Source organism: Acinetobacter sp. YH16031, assembly GCF_013417335.1.
Lineage (GTDB): Bacteria > Pseudomonadota > Gammaproteobacteria > Pseudomonadales > Moraxellaceae > Acinetobacter.
Genome location: NZ_VPED01000015.1, coordinates 38,109 through 52,642 on the forward strand (window position 1 = coordinate 38,109; position 14,534 = coordinate 52,642).

At 43.5% G+C, this 14,534-nt stretch carries 18 protein-coding genes; all 18 read left to right on the forward strand.

The window, feature by feature from the left end; all coding sequences use genetic code 11:
* Positions 1 to 93: 93 nt before the first annotated feature.
* The 18 genes from FTV31_RS08420 (at position 94) to gspK (ending at position 14,378) form a co-directional block, all read left to right on the forward strand.
* Positions 94 to 1,107, forward strand: a complete 1,014-nt coding sequence (locus FTV31_RS08420; RefSeq protein ID WP_180014245.1) for an aminoglycoside phosphotransferase family protein — start codon at positions 94 to 96, stop codon at positions 1,105 to 1,107.
* Entirely contained in the window at positions 1,108 to 1,797 is a 690-nt protein-coding gene (gene murU / locus FTV31_RS08425; RefSeq protein WP_180014247.1) for an N-acetylmuramate alpha-1-phosphate uridylyltransferase MurU, read from the forward strand.
* An 85-nt stretch (positions 1,798 to 1,882) separates the two neighbouring features.
* Complete coding sequence (gene rsmG / locus FTV31_RS08430; RefSeq protein ID WP_166139427.1) at positions 1,883 to 2,515, forward strand: 16S rRNA (guanine(527)-N(7))-methyltransferase RsmG; 633 nt, start codon at positions 1,883 to 1,885, stop codon at positions 2,513 to 2,515.
* A 24-nt stretch (positions 2,516 to 2,539) separates the two neighbouring features.
* On the forward strand, positions 2,540 to 3,322 hold the full coding sequence (locus FTV31_RS08435) for a ParA family protein (protein ID WP_004784019.1): 783 nt from the start codon (positions 2,540 to 2,542) through the stop codon (positions 3,320 to 3,322).
* Positions 3,319 to 4,206, forward strand: coding sequence for a ParB/RepB/Spo0J family partition protein (locus FTV31_RS08440; RefSeq protein ID WP_004784018.1), 888 nt, complete (start codon positions 3,319 to 3,321; stop codon positions 4,204 to 4,206). The genes FTV31_RS08435 and FTV31_RS08440 overlap by 4 nt, the downstream gene beginning before the upstream one ends.
* Before the next feature lie 37 nt (positions 4,207 to 4,243).
* Positions 4,244 to 4,885, forward strand: a complete 642-nt coding sequence (locus tag FTV31_RS08445; RefSeq protein WP_180014249.1) for a MotA/TolQ/ExbB proton channel family protein — start codon at positions 4,244 to 4,246, stop codon at positions 4,883 to 4,885.
* Positions 4,886 to 4,895: 10 nt separating this feature from the next.
* The gene (locus tag FTV31_RS08450; RefSeq protein WP_004784014.1) at positions 4,896 to 5,318 is read left to right on the forward strand and encodes a biopolymer transporter ExbD; all 423 of its coding nucleotides are present in this window, start codon (positions 4,896 to 4,898) and stop codon (positions 5,316 to 5,318) included.
* The gene (msbA, locus tag FTV31_RS08455) at positions 5,318 to 7,045 is read left to right on the forward strand and encodes a lipid A export permease/ATP-binding protein MsbA (RefSeq protein ID WP_180014251.1); all 1,728 of its coding nucleotides are present in this window, start codon (positions 5,318 to 5,320) and stop codon (positions 7,043 to 7,045) included. The genes FTV31_RS08450 and msbA overlap by 1 nt, the downstream gene beginning before the upstream one ends.
* A 3-nt stretch (positions 7,046 to 7,048) precedes the next feature.
* Positions 7,049 to 8,053, forward strand: a complete 1,005-nt coding sequence (gene lpxK / locus FTV31_RS08460) for a tetraacyldisaccharide 4'-kinase (RefSeq protein ID WP_125279030.1) — start codon at positions 7,049 to 7,051, stop codon at positions 8,051 to 8,053.
* Between the two features lie 12 nt (positions 8,054 to 8,065).
* On the forward strand, positions 8,066 to 8,827 hold the full coding sequence (kdsB, locus tag FTV31_RS08465; RefSeq protein WP_180014253.1) for a 3-deoxy-manno-octulosonate cytidylyltransferase: 762 nt from the start codon (positions 8,066 to 8,068) through the stop codon (positions 8,825 to 8,827).
* Between the two features lie 14 nt (positions 8,828 to 8,841).
* The gene (locus FTV31_RS08470) at positions 8,842 to 9,822 is read left to right on the forward strand and encodes a DNA polymerase III subunit delta' C-terminal domain-containing protein (protein WP_180014255.1); all 981 of its coding nucleotides are present in this window, start codon (positions 8,842 to 8,844) and stop codon (positions 9,820 to 9,822) included.
* A gap of 17 nt (positions 9,823 to 9,839) precedes the next feature.
* Entirely contained in the window at positions 9,840 to 10,181 is a 342-nt protein-coding gene (locus FTV31_RS08475; RefSeq protein WP_005236142.1) for a PilZ domain-containing protein, read from the forward strand.
* A 27-nt stretch (positions 10,182 to 10,208) separates the two neighbouring features.
* Positions 10,209 to 10,982, forward strand: a complete 774-nt coding sequence (locus tag FTV31_RS08480; RefSeq protein WP_004783999.1) for a TatD family hydrolase — start codon at positions 10,209 to 10,211, stop codon at positions 10,980 to 10,982.
* A gap of 40 nt (positions 10,983 to 11,022) precedes the next feature.
* A complete protein-coding gene (locus tag FTV31_RS08485; RefSeq protein ID WP_180014257.1) occupies positions 11,023 to 11,637 on the forward strand; it encodes a TetR/AcrR family transcriptional regulator in 615 nt (204 codons plus the stop codon).
* A gap of 9 nt (positions 11,638 to 11,646) precedes the next feature.
* Positions 11,647 to 12,195, forward strand: coding sequence for a type II secretion system protein (locus tag FTV31_RS08490; RefSeq protein WP_180014259.1), 549 nt, complete (start codon positions 11,647 to 11,649; stop codon positions 12,193 to 12,195).
* Positions 12,185 to 12,769 carry a type II secretion system minor pseudopilin GspI gene (gspI, locus tag FTV31_RS08495; protein WP_180014261.1) on the forward strand — a complete coding sequence of 195 codons (585 nt, stop codon included), beginning with the start codon at positions 12,185 to 12,187 and terminating at the stop codon, positions 12,767 to 12,769. Before FTV31_RS08490 ends, gspI begins: the two co-directional genes overlap by 11 nt.
* Positions 12,766 to 13,392, forward strand: a complete 627-nt coding sequence (gene gspJ / locus FTV31_RS08500) for a type II secretion system minor pseudopilin GspJ (protein WP_180014263.1) — start codon at positions 12,766 to 12,768, stop codon at positions 13,390 to 13,392. Before gspI ends, gspJ begins: the two co-directional genes overlap by 4 nt.
* 14 nt (positions 13,393 to 13,406) lie before the next feature.
* Positions 13,407 to 14,378 carry a type II secretion system minor pseudopilin GspK gene (gene gspK, locus FTV31_RS08505; RefSeq protein ID WP_180014265.1) on the forward strand — a complete coding sequence of 324 codons (972 nt, stop codon included), beginning with the start codon at positions 13,407 to 13,409 and terminating at the stop codon, positions 14,376 to 14,378.
* Positions 14,379 to 14,534: the final 156 nt, after the last annotated feature.

Sequence of the window (14,534 nt, forward strand, 5' to 3'; positions counted from 1 at the left end):
CGCAATTAATTATTGTCGCATCATAGAGAAAAAGTTGATAAGTAGCTACACTTAGCACTTTAAAAACTCAGCCTGTACTAGAATTTATTGCAAATGAATACTCAACGCGAACAATTGATACAATCTTGGATTGCTTCTGTACTCGGTTCAGATCAATTTGAAACACATTTTTTAGCAGGCGATGCAAGTTTTCGTCGTTATGCACGAATCAAACTGAATAATAAAACATTTATGCTCATGGATGCACCACCAGAAAAAGAAGATTGTGTGCCTTTTGTGACGATTGATGAATTTTTTGATGCCCATGGCGTACGTGTTCCACACATCGTAGCCAAAGACCTGGAAAATGGCTTTTTGCTGCTTGAAGATTTTGGTGATGTGCTGTTATCAAATCTGCTGAATGATCAGACGGTTGATGCCTATTATGAGCAAAGTTTTAAACAGCTGATTCAGTTGCAAGCCATTCCTGGAGAAGGTCAGTTTCCTGCTTATTCTTATGAGAAGCTTATTTCTGAAATGGAGCTGCTGACTGACTGGATGCTGCCTGCTTTAAAAATTCAGCCAACAGAATCAGAGTCCGCTCTGATCAAGCGCACCTTTGCGATTCTGGCGAATGCTGCTTTGGCACAACCTCAAGTCATTGTGCATCGTGATTTTCATAGCCGTAACCTGATGAAAATCGAAAATGAAACTGAACTAGGTGTGATTGATTTTCAGGATGCAGTGATTGGTGCTGATACCTATGACCTGATCTCTATTACCCGTGATGCTTATGTACAGTGGAATGCTGATCGCGTGTATCGCTGGTTTAAAGTGTTCTATGACCTGTTACCAGCAGCGGCAAAACAGGACCGTGATTTCGAACAGTTTAAAAAAGATGCGGATATGATGGCCATTCAGCGTCATATCAAGATTTTAGGTATTTTTGTCCGCTTGTTTGAGCGAGATGGTAAATCTGGCTATCTAAAAGACCTGCCACGTGTGATGTGGTATCTACTGGAAGAAACTAAAGACTATCCTGAATTACAGCCATTTATGCAGTTTATTCATGAAAAAGTGATGCCAGCTTTTGAAGCAAAATATGGTTCATACGAGGTAGCGGCCTAAATGAAAGCGATGATTCTCGCGGCTGGCTTGGGCAACCGCATGCGTCCTTTGACTTTGCATACGCCAAAACCCTTGCTTGAAGTAGGTGGCAAACCATTAATTGTCTGGCATATTGAAAAACTGGCTGCGATAGGCGTGAATGAAATTGTCATTAATACTGCCTGGCTAGGTGAAAAACTGGCTCAGGCTTTGGGTGACGGTTCACAGTTCGGTATCAAGATTTTATGGTCACATGAAGGTGAAGGTCTGGAAACAGCCGGTGGCATTATTAATGCTTTACCACTACTTGGTGATGAACCTTTTATTCTGGTCAATGGTGATGTCTGGACAACCATGGACTTTGCACCTTTATTGAATGTTGAGCTGGGTGAAAATTTGGCACATCTGGTATTAGTACAAAACCCGGAACAGCATCCAAACGGTGATTTCACGCTTGCAGATGGCAAGGCTTATACCTTTGATCAGCAGGTGGCGGGTGAAAACCTGACTTTTAGCGGTGTTTCAGTAATTCACCCGAAAATGTTTGCAGACTTAGAAGCTGGAAAACGTCCTTTAGCACCACTATTAAAAGTAGCAATGCTGGAAGACAAGATTGCTGCTTCTAAATTGACAGGTATTTGGGTGGATGTGGGAACGCCTGAGCGTTTGAATGCGCTGGATTTAATGATCCGAGAAGGGAAGTCTGCTTAAGTGAATATTCACTAAGCACTCCCTACTGTGCCAATATAGAGAAAACGGTATACTTCCACTTAACTTTTTCGAGCGTTGATTGTTTATGCACACGTTTTTTCAAGAACTAAAGCAGGGTAGCCAGGCTTTAGGTTTAGAGCTGTCGGATGAAGCTTTAAATTTATTACTCAAGTACCAAGACGCTTTGGTACTGTGGAATAAAGCATACAATTTGACTGCAATCCGTGATCCTAAAGAAATGCTGGTTAAGCATCTGCTTGACAGTCTGAGCATTCTGAAGGACTTGCCTGCAGGTCGTTTGCTCGACATCGGGACTGGGGGTGGTATGCCGGGCATGATCATTGCTTTATGTCAGCCTGAGCGTGATTGCGTACTACTGGATTCAAATGGTAAAAAAATTCGTTTCCTCAAGCAGTTTATTGCAGACCTAAAATTAAAAAATGTCATTGCAGTACAAACCCGTGTGGAAAATGAAGACAGTATCAATGAGCTGGGTCAGTTCGATGTGATTACCAGTCGTGCATTTGCTTCATTGACAGATTTTGTGAATGCATCTAAACCATATATGCATGAGCAGAGTATTATTGCTTCCATGAAAGGCTTGATTCCTGAAGAGGAAGTGGCAGCATTAAAAGATGAATTTAGCTGTCAGATTATTGAACTGAAGGTTCCGCGCTTGGACGAACAACGTCATTTACTTCTATTAAAACGTATTTAAAATTTTTGAAGGATCGGGGTCAACATGGCACAAATTATTGCGATTGCCAACCAGAAAGGTGGTGTCGGTAAAACCACAACCGCAGTAAATTTGGCGGCATCTCTCGCTGTGCTAAAAAAACGCGTTTTGCTTGTGGATATGGATTCTCAAGGCAATGCGACCATGGGGTCAGGGATTCAGAAAAATGACCTGCTGTATTCAGTGACTGATGTATTGCTGGGTGAAGTGCCGATTGAAACTGCGATTACCAAGGCTGAAGTTGGATACAAGGTTTTAGGGGCAAACCGTGACCTAGCTGGTGTGGAGCTGGCGATTGCTGAGCAAAAAGGCCGTGAATTTATTTTGCGTGAAGCTTTGCAGGAAATTGAATCCTCATTCGACTATATCATTGTTGATTGTGCACCAAGCTTAAGCTTGATTACCGTGAATGCACTGGCAGCGGTGGATGGCGTGATTATTCCGATGCAATGCGAATATTATGCTCTCGAAGGCCTGGCTGATCTGACACAAACCATTGACCGCATTCAGCAAGCACTTAATCCAGATCTGCAGATCGTGGGTGTATTGCGTACCATGTATGATGCCCGAAATGCCTTGACCCGTGATGTTTCGGAAGAGTTAGAGCAGTATTTTGGTAAAAAACTTTATGAAACCGTGATTCCACGTAATATCCGTTTGGCTGAAGCGCCGGCACATGGTCTACCGGTAATTTATTTTGAAAAAAGTTCAAAGGGTGCAGTTGCTTACTTAAATCTGGCAGCTGAAGTATTAAAGAAAAGCAAAGTGAAAAAAGGAAGTAAAGCATGACCGTCAAGAAACGTGGACTCGCCAAAGGTCGTGGTTTAGATGCCTTGCTGGGATCAATTCAAAAAGAAAAATTACAACTCGAAGCACAAGGTCTTGATCATGGTCAGTTGAAACAGATTGATGTCAATCTGCTCAAACGTGGTGAATATCAGCCACGTCGCTATATCAATGAGCAGGATCTGCAGGAACTGGCAGCATCGATTGAGAAGCATGGCATCATGCAGCCAATCGTGATCCGTCCGGTCGATGATGAACGCTATCCATACGAGATTATTGCGGGTGAGCGTCGTTGGCGTGCGGCACAGTTAGCAGGTCTGACTGAAGTTCCTGCGATTGTGCGTGAGCTGAATGATCAGGTCGCAATTGCATTAGCTTTAATCGAAAACATTCAGCGTCAGGATCTGAACCCGATTGATCAGGCGATGGCTTTGCAGCGTTTCCATGACGAGTTTGGTTTAAGCCATCAGGAAATTGCCGATACCGTCGGTAAGGCACGTACTACAGTAAGTAATCTACTGCGTCTGCTAACTCTGGCTGAAGAAGTAAAAGACTTTATGCAGCAGGGCTTGCTGGATATGGGACATGCACGTGCCATCCTGACTTTGAAGGCTAAAGATCAGCTTAAAGTTGCTGAGATGGTCATTGAAAAGAGTCTGTCAGTACGCCAAACCGAACAGTTGGTACGCGACTACAATGCACCGAAAACAGAAAAACCAAAAGCAGCGATTGCGCCAGACATTCAGCAGTTGACTCAGCGTCTGTCTGAGCGCTTTAGTGCGGATGTTAAAATTGACTACAACAAGCAAGGGAAAGGCAAGCTGGTCATTAGCTATCATTCTTTAGAAGAGCTGGACGGGATTCTTTCGATCCTGGGCGATGAATAATTAATTTAAAATTTGTTTTTATTGGGGAATAAATCAGATGTGGGAATTGGTTAAAGCAGGCGGCTGGTTGATGCTGCCGCTGGTATTGTGTTCGATATTTATGCTAGCGATCTCGGTCGAGCGCTTCATTCGTTTAAAAAAGAGTCTGGTACTGCCCAACTCACTTCTGATGGGTCCTGCACAAAATGCAGACCAAGCTATGCAAAAGCTGCAACAAAGTTCAGCTTTGAAAAACAGTACTTTGGGTCGTGTATTTACTGCTGGTTTTGAAGCGTGTCACCAGTCTGAGCAATATGCTCGTGCCCAGATGGAAGTGGTAGCTTCACAGGAAATTGGCTATCTGGAAAAGAATATTAATTTTCTGGGTACTTTGAGTGCAGTAGCACCTCTACTCGGTTTGCTCGGTACAGTGATTGGAATTATTGAATCATTTTTAATGATTGATGTCGGTACTAGTAGTGACCCAGTTTTAATGATGCCTGGTATTTCTAAAGCACTGATCACGACAGCAGCGGGTATGCTGATTGCTATTCCTGCTTTATTTGCACATCGTTATTTCCAGCGTCTGGTTCAGGAATATGTGGCGGAACTTGAACAGCAAGCAACGTTATTTCATGCCAACCTGTTCTATTTAAATGCTTCAGATGATGTAGAAGAACGCATCAAGAAAGCAAGCTAGGAGCAGGGGCATGAAATTTAAACGTAACCAGGTGGAAGATGTACATATCAATCTGACACCCATGATTGATTGCCTGCTATTTATTTTGGTCTTTCTGCTGCTTTCAACCACGTTTAACCAGATGAGCCGGATGAACCTGACGCTTCCAGATGCGCAAGGTGTACCGCCAAAGAATTTTGACCAGAAAATTGAAGTGATTGTGGATGCCAATGGTCACTATGCCGTAAATGGTCAGTCTATTGCCAGTAAGGACGCAGCAGATTTAAATACGGCAATTAAACAGATTTCGAATGAACGTCGTGATTTAATGTTTGTCATTGCCGCTGATGCAAAAGCGACACATCAGGATGTTATTCGTGTCATGGACGTTGCAGGGCAACTTGGCTTTGTCAATGTCAACATCAGTACGAAAGTACCAACTCGAGGTTATTAGTGAAGCACGATTTTAAGGTCTATCTTCGCCTTTTAAGCTATTTAAAACCATTTTGGGGCACAGCCTTAATTGTCCTGCTTGGTTTTTCTATTAATGCGGCCACAGAAGTTTCTGTAGCCAAATTACTGGAATATATCATTGAGGCGATACAAAACAGAGACCAGGGTTTCACCTTACTTTTCCCATTCTTAGTGGTAGTACTGATGTTCTTCCGGGGCTTAGGTCTATTCCTCGGTGGGTATTATACGGCGGTCATCTCCCGTAATCTGGTATTTAATATTCGTCAGGAAGTCTTTGCCAAAATATTGCGTTTGCCTGCGCAATATTTTCTGGACAATACCAGCGGTCATATTACGGCCAAAATTATGTATAACGTTGAGCAGCTCACCGCAGCCTCAACTGAAGCACTTAGAACGATCATTCAGCAAGGTCTGATCACAATTGCCTTGTTGGGATATCTTTTATATACCAACTGGCGTTTAACTATGTGTATTCTGATCTTTGGACCCGTGATTGGTTTTGTGATCAGTAAAGCTTCAAAACGGATGCGCAAGCTATCACAACAGGTTCAGGACACTATGGGTGATGTGAACCATGTTGTTCAGGAAACTGTAAATGCCAATCTGATTGTCAAAGGTTTTGGTGGTCAGATTTATGAGCAGGAACGCTTTAAACAGAATTCTTTGGAAAACCTGCGCCGTGGCTTGAAAATGGTGGCAGTACAGCAGCTGAACAGTCCAGTGGTACAGCTGATCATGTCAGTTTCACTCAGTATTGTGATGTATATTGCATTGCGCCCACAAATTCTGGGAGATACTACTGCCGGTGAATTTGTTGCTTATATTACAGCTGCAGGCATGTTGGCACGCCCAATCAAGACATTAACTGATGTAAATGAAAAAATTCAGCGTGGTATGGCGGCCGCACATTCTGTGTTTGAATTGCTAGATATGCCTGAAGAGCATAATGCCGGCAAACTCAATGATGCCTTAAAAGGCAATATTCAATTTAAAGATGTCAATCTGGTTTATGGCGATGGTCATCATGCGATTCATGACTTTAACCTGAAAGTGAAAGCGGGCGAGACTGTAGCATTAGTCGGGCGTTCAGGAGCAGGTAAAACTTCTCTGGTGAATCTGTTGGTACGTTATCAGGAAGCTACATCCGGGCAAATTTTGCTGGATCAAAAACCGATTGCTGATTATGAGTTGACTGCTTTACGTACCCAGATCGCGATGGTAAACCAGCAGGTAGTGCTGTTTAACCGTACTGTTCGTGAAAATATTGCTTATGGCCAGCTAGAAAATGCGAGTGATGAAGAAATCATTGCAGCAGCAAAAGCCGCCTATGCGCATGATTTCATTATGGCCTTGCCACAAGGTTATGATACGCCACTGGGTGCTCAGGGTCTGAATCTGTCAGGTGGTCAGCGTCAGCGTATTGCGATTGCCCGTGCCATTTTGAAAAATGCTCCGATTCTGATTCTGGATGAAGCGACTAGTGCGCTGGATAATGAGTCTGAATACTTTATTCAGCGTGCCTTTGATCAGGCGATGCGAGATCGGACTACGATTGTGATTGCCCACCGTCTATCAACAATTGAAAATGCCGACCGCATTGTAGTGATGGATCAAGGTCGTATTATCGAGCAGGGTAATCATGCTGAGCTGATTGCACGCCAAGGTGCTTATTATCAGCTGCACCAACGTAATTTCGAGGAACATTAATTCATGGCTTTGGCACAGATCATTCAGGATGCTTGGAATACACAGGCAAAGTGGCTGGTTGTGCTGCGTCCTTTGTCCTGGCTTTACCGCTTGGGTTTTGTCAGTAACCACTGGCTTTACCGTAAAGGGATTAAAAAAAGCTATACCGCACCTATTCCAGTAATGGTGATTGGAAATATTACCGTAGGTGGGAGTGGTAAAACACCTTTACTGATTCATCTGGTGGATTACCTCACTGAAAAAGGCCTACGGATTGGTGTAATCAGTCGAGGTTATGGTGGTAAAGGTCCTTTTCCTGCTTATGTAGATTTAAATACCTTGCCTGAAGTGGTAGGTGATGAACCAGCCTTAATTGTCCAAGCGACTGGTGTGCCGATGGCTGTAGGGCCAAATCGTCAAAAGAGCATTGAGCTTCTGCTAGAAAAGCATGCACTGGATTTAATTATTTGTGATGACGGTTTGCAGCACTGGGCTTTAAATCGTCAGATTGAATGGATTGTGCTGGATAATAACCGAGGCTTGGGCAACCAGAAACTTTTACCAGAAGGTTATCTGCGTGAACCCGTTACCCGGTTGGAAAAAGGTACCGTGATTGAACATGCAGCAAATCCAGTTTCGCCTTTGCATATGCATCTTGCAGCCTCTCAGCCGTATTTATTAAATCAGGATGTTATCAAAAGCTTTGATCCAACTGCGGCTTTCTATGCAGTAGTCGGCATCGGTTTTCCACAGCGTTTTTATCAAACACTAGAACATCTGGGGCTGCAGCAATTTCAGTGTCATGAATTTCCAGATCATCATGATTATGAAATTGAAGATCTGCAATTCGATGACAATAGTCCGATCATTACTACTGAAAAAGATGCAGTTAAAATTATGGCATTACTCAAACAGTATCCAGATTATCAGCGGGATATCTGGGTGGTGCCGGTCGATGCAGTCTTGTCACCTGCCTGTTATACAATATTGCAGCAGCAATTAGAGCAACAGGGTATTTCTATTTCCTAAGGTTTATTTACGATGAAACATATAGTTATTCCTGCACGCTTCTCCAGTTCACGTTTGCCGGGTAAACCTTTGCTGGAAATCCATGGTCGTCCGATGATTCTGCGTGTCGTGGATCAGGCTAAAAAAGTACAAGGCTTTGATGACCTGTGTGTGGCGACAGATGATGAGCGTATTGCAGAAGTTTGCCGTGCTGAAGGCGTTGATGTGGTTCTGACTTCAGCAGATCATCCCTCAGGTACGGATCGTTTGAGTGAAGTCGCTCGAATCAAGGGCTGGGCAAGTGATGACATTATCGTGAATGTGCAGGGTGATGAACCTTTATTGCCAGCCCAGTTAGTTAAACAGGTGGCGCAACTTTTAGAAGATCAACCGGCTTGCTCAATGTCGACTCTGTGTGAGCCAATTCATCATTTAGAGGAATTCAAGCGTGACAGTATCGTTAAGGTTGTGATGTCTAAGCAAAATCAGGCATTGTATTTTAGTCGTGCTACGATTCCTTATGACCGTGATGGTGCCAAGCTGACTGAACAAAAACTGCATGATCAGGCTTATCGCCATTTGGGCTTATATGCTTACCGTGTGAAACTGCTACAGGAATATGTAACCTGGGAAATGGGTGTGCTGGAAAAACTGGAATCTTTAGAACAGTTACGTGTACTGGAAAATAGTCACCGTATTGCCATTGCTGTGGCAGAAGCCAATTTACCGCCAGGTGTCGATACGCAGGAAGATCTGGATCGCTTAAACCAGATGGATCCATCTTCTTTTGCTTAATTTGAGAATTCTCCATGCCGCTTGATGTCAATGCACAGATTTATCCATGGCAGCAACAGGTTTGGGAAACGCTAACCGGGCGTTTTCCTAAGCTTGGGCATGGTTTATTGTTCTATGGAAAAAAAGGCTGTGGTAAAGAAGCCTTTGCCCAGCAGTTTCTGGCCTGGGTTTTATGCCTGAACCGTCAGCCTGATGGGCCATGCGGTGAGTGTGGTAGCTGTCAGTGGCTGAAAGCGGATACCCATCCGAATTACGTCTATATCAGCACTGATGAAGACAATAAAAAACAGAATGCCAAAATTAAAATTGAAAAAATCCGTGATCTTCTTCCTTTTGTACAGCAGACCGTTGATGGCTGGCGCGTCATTGTCATTGAACCCGCTGAAGCATTAAATATTGCCTCTTCCAATGCCTTGCTGAAAACTCTGGAAGAACCGGGTGAAAATATTGTCATTATTCTGCTTGCGGACCATTATCTGAAATTACCTGCAACTATCCGCAGTCGTTTACAGCATTTTGCCTTAGACCGGATTTCATCAGCGCAATTCAGTGAATATGTAGAGGCACAGTTACCTGAAGCAGGTTCGAGCCAGCAGCAGTTATTGATGAATTTATCCAATCAAATGCCTTTGCAAGCGATTGAGGTTGCACAAAGTTCATGGCTACCACTACGTCAGGAATTCATGGAAGACTGGAAAAAATTGGTTATTCAAAAAAATATGCCAATGGCAATTGCGACCAAATGGAATAAAAGCCTAAGTTTTGGTGAATTTAGTCAAATGTTTGAATACTTGTTGTCCGATTTAATTTGTGTCAAGCTAAATCAGGCCGTAAAAAACATTGATCTGGACTTTAATGTATTGGCCGAACAATATTCATTGGAAATACTTTTTAAAATTTATGAGGATTTTCAGCGAGCCAAGCAATATCTAGAGCAGAACGTACAAAGTAATTTGGTGCTCGATGAATTGTGTATCAAGCTGATGAATCTTTAGCTTAAGGGGAAAACAAGATGCAACCACGTATGGGCGGTATTATTCAGGCCAATATTCCGGATATTGAAACGTTATTTGCCAGTTATATGCCATATGTTGTAGGTGGTGGACTTTTTATTCCTTCCAAGCAGCCAGTAAAATTAGGTGAAGAAGTTTTTGTTTTGACGACTTTACCTGAACAGACGCAGAAAATTCCATTAACCGGAAAAGTAATCTGGATATCTCAAAAGCAGAATGGCATCAAGCCACAAGGTTTTGGGATTCAGCTCACCGGTGAAAAAGGCGTTTTCTTCAAAAATGAAGCAGATCGTCTGGTTGCGGGTCTTAAATCTGATGGACGTAAAAGTTACACTATGTAGTTAATTTACCTTCGGTAGGAACTCATTGTGTTTGTAGATACTCATTGCCATTTAACGCTGCTCGATTTAACACCTTATAACGGTGATCTGGATCAGGCGCTCGCTCAGGCCCGTGAAGCAGGCGTATCCAAGTTTATGAGTATCTCGGTGGATCTGGATGATCATATCGAGTTGGCTAAAATCGCGGCCCGTCATCCTGATGTTGGTTATACCGTTGGTGTACATCCTTGCGAAGATGCGGCGACAATGGCGCGTGCGACCACTGAATATCTGGTTGAACTGGCACAGCCAGAAAAAGTCTGGGCGCTGGGTGAAACGGGGCTCGATTATTATCACAGCACCGATTTTATTGCCGAGCAAAAAGACTGTTTTGCCCGTCATATCCATGCCTCACAAATCGTGAAAAAACCTGTCGTCGTGCATACCCGTTCTGCCAAGCACGACACGGTTGATATTATCCGTGCAGAGAAATCTACTCATGGCATTTTGCACTGTTTTACCGAAGATTGGGAAACCGCTAAAGCTGTTTTAGACTGCGGTTATTATGTGTCTTTCTCCGGTATTGTTTCTTTTAAAAATGCCCAGGATTTGCGTGACGTTGCCAAACAGGTTCCACTTGATCGCGTTTTAATCGAAACGGACAGTCCTTACCTTGCTCCAATGCCATATCGCGGCAAATCTAATGAACCAAAATACGTTCCTTATGTAGCCAAAGCGCTTTGCGATGTATATGATAAGTCGCTAGAAGAAATGGCTTATATCACAAAGCAGAACTTTGAGAATCTTCTGAATTCAAAGTAAATAAAGTTAGATAAGAGTACAAGAGAGTTATAGGGTGAAGATGGATCGTCAGGCTCAGTTTCGAGCAAGAGAAACCTTGATTTTTCAAGTTGCAGAACAGTTACTGCTAGAAAATGGTGAAGCCGGGATGACCCTGGATGCACTGGCAGCAGAACTGGATCTGGCCAAAGGCACTCTTTACAAGCATTTCCAGAGTAAGGATGAATTGTACATGTTGCTGATTATTCGTAATGAGCGCATGTTGCTGGAAATGATTCAGGATAGTGACAAGGCTTTTCCTGAACATCTGGCTTTCTTTATGCTGCACCATCTGCATCACCCTGAACGTACTGTCTTGTTCCATCAGATTGAAGAGCGTTTGTCGACAACGGGTGTGGGTATCCAACATCTGTTTAGCGAACTTTATCAGGTGCGCAAACAGCGCTTACGTCTGATTATCCGTATGACTGAAAGCTATCTGGCTTCAATCAATAGCAGCATGTCGGTGCGTGATTATCTGGCATCGATCTGGTCGATGACCCATGGTGCAGCTGCTATTCTTAACTCCAGTTTCTATCAGCGCTATCTTGGTTCACGCGATACCTTGCGTGTTGCCCTCATTGATCAAGCGCTAGCTTTACCGAAACAGATCCATCCTGCCGAGCAGTTCGCCTAAGAGTTGCCTATGATCAGATCACATCACGCTTCCGTTCGTGGATTCACTCTAATCGAAGTGATGGTGGTGATTGTGATTATGAGTATTATGGCGTCACTGGTCGTGCTCAATATTAGTGGGGTAGATCAGCGCAAGGCAATGCAGGCGCGGGAAGTCCTGTTACTGGATTTGCAAAGAATCTTGCGGGAATCCAATGATCAGTCTCGTATTCTTGCGCTTGATGTTCAGGCTGCCACTGATGTTTCACCATTTCGCTACGAGGTCGTGGAATATCGCGCCCTTAATCCAGCAGAACCCACTTTAAATCAGCAGAAATGGCAAAGCTATGCGGAGTTTAATCTGCGTAATTTGCCAGAGCAGGTCTCTTTCCGGATTCAGTCTTTAGAGCAGCATTATAATAATGCCCAAAATCGGGATCTTACTGAAGCCAATGCACCCAAGCTGATCTGGTTAGGCAATGGTGAAGTTAAACCGGTCAGAATCCAGTTCTATCTGGAAGATCGTGTAGTGGGCAATCCGATTGAAATTGATCACTTGGGTAAAGTCCATGAAAGCTAGGGTTTTCAAGCAGAGTGCCGAAGCTGATGTAATCAAGCCGTTTAAGTCAAATGCTGATCGTGCGCAATCCGAGTATAGCTCTTCGTCTTGCGCAGCGGTGAAACAGCGTTTCACTCATCGCGGCTCCTCAAGCACAGCTTTCGGACTTTTTTGCGCGATAATGCCGCTCAGATCGAGGATTACTCGACTTAATCGTGCCTCAGGATTTACCTTGCTGGAAGTGATGGTCGCGCTGGCGATCTTTGCCACAGCAGCCATGACCCTGACTAAAGTTGCTATGCAATATACCCAATCGACTTCGAATGCCATTTTGAGAACCCAAGCCCAGTTTGTTGCCTTGAATGAAGCGGCACTGATGGAAATTAATCAGCAGTGGCTTACTGGTACGGAATCTAAACAACTCACTCAACAGGGCGAAACCTGGCAAATCGATAAGCGCAGTGAGCCTACTGTAAGTCCTAATGTACAACGCATTGAATTACAGGTGAGTCTGGTCAACACTGAAACCGGTCAGGCAGAAAATGGAATTAGCAGCTTAATGTTCTTTAATCACCGGATGAATGAAGCGCCATGAAGTCTAAGGGATTTACGCTGGTCGAACTGCTGGTTGCTATTGCTATTTTCGCCGTACTCTCTGCTCTAGGCTGGAAAGTATTTGATTATATTGTGCAAACCAAAGACCGTAATGCAGTGCATGAACAGCGCTTAAGTCAGTTGCAAGATACTTATCAGCAGATTTTGCGTGATACGGTACAGGCGGTGCCTTTAACGGCCAATATTAATGGGGATATTCAGCCGGCACTGGTTTTGCAAAACGGGCGTTTTAACTTTAGTAAGACTGGAGTTACCGATCCTCTGGAAGAGGGGATTTCTCCAGATGAACGGGTTGAATATCAGTACCGGGCAGATGAACAAAAACTATATCGCCTGAAATACCGGAATTTAAACCAGACCGGTCGTGATCAACCTGAATCCAGTGTGCTGTTGTCCGATGTTGAACAGTTTCAGATCGTAGTGCTTAATCCGAATGAAATGACCCAATGGCCAGACTCATCTTTTGATTTAAATCAGGTTGAGCAAAAACAGCGTCTGCCCAAAGGCATTAAAATCAACTTAATGGTTAATGGGGTTAGTTATGAGTGGATTTTCAGTTTATTGAATACAGATTTCCTGCTTGAAACCCAAAAGTTAACCTGACAAAGAATAATAAAATGCAGATGAACAAAGCAATGATGATCAAACAGCAGAAGGGAATTGCTCTGATTACCATTCTAGTGATGGTGGCGCTTGCAACTATTTTGGCTGCGACTATTGCTAAACGTCAGGCCGCAACTGCTGAAAGTACCGCTTATTTAATGCGACAAAACCAGTCTTTGATGTATGCCAAAAGTGCTGAAGCGTTTTTTTCTGAATTGCTGGTGGATGACGCAGAGAATGCAGCAGAAGTTGATCATTTAAATGAAACCTGGGCGCAGCCAATGCCGGCTTTTCCGGTTGAAGATGGTTATGTTTCGGGAATACTGCAAGATGAGTCAGGTAAGTTTAATTTAAATAGCCTGATTACAGCAGAAGGCACAGTGAATGAAAATGCTAAAGCCTGGTTCGAGCTGATATTAAAACGTGCTGGATTGCCAGAGCAGTTGAGTGAAGCCGTGATCGACTGGCAGGATGAAGATGAAATGCCAAGTGGCCCAATGGGTGCAGAATCTAATCATTATCAGGGCTTGCCGAATGGTTCTCTGCCTCCGAATACCAAATTTCATAGCGTTGAAGAGCTGAAACTGATACGAGGCTTTGAAGAAAACAAGTACAAATTAATCGCACCTTATCTAAGTACTGCGCCTGTAGCAGATACTACGGTCAATATTAATACCGCATCTGCATTTCTTTTGGCGAGCATGGATGAAAAGCTGGATGTGAATGCCGTGCAGCAATTGCTGGATCGCCGTCAGGCAAATCTGGAATATTTTTCCAATGTAGCTGATCTTTGGACACTAGAACCCTTTGCTCAGGTGGATGCAGCCAAACATAACCTGTTTAATAACCTGCTTGGAGTGCAATCCAATCACTTTAAAGCACGTATCGAAGTGATGCTGAGTGAACGTAAACGTCAGTTTAGTAGTGATCTGGTGCGGCAGGACAAGAAGGTTTATGTTGCCTATCGAAGCATGGCGCCTTTTTAAAATTCCGCTAATTTTAAATAATCTCATTTCTTGGGATTTAATCTGTTTTTGCTTCAATCCCTTTTCCCTATCATGACGAACTGCAAAATTAATCCTCATAGGTTTACTTTTGCTTTATAATTGAAATTAATTCACCTATTTTTTGACGACATTACG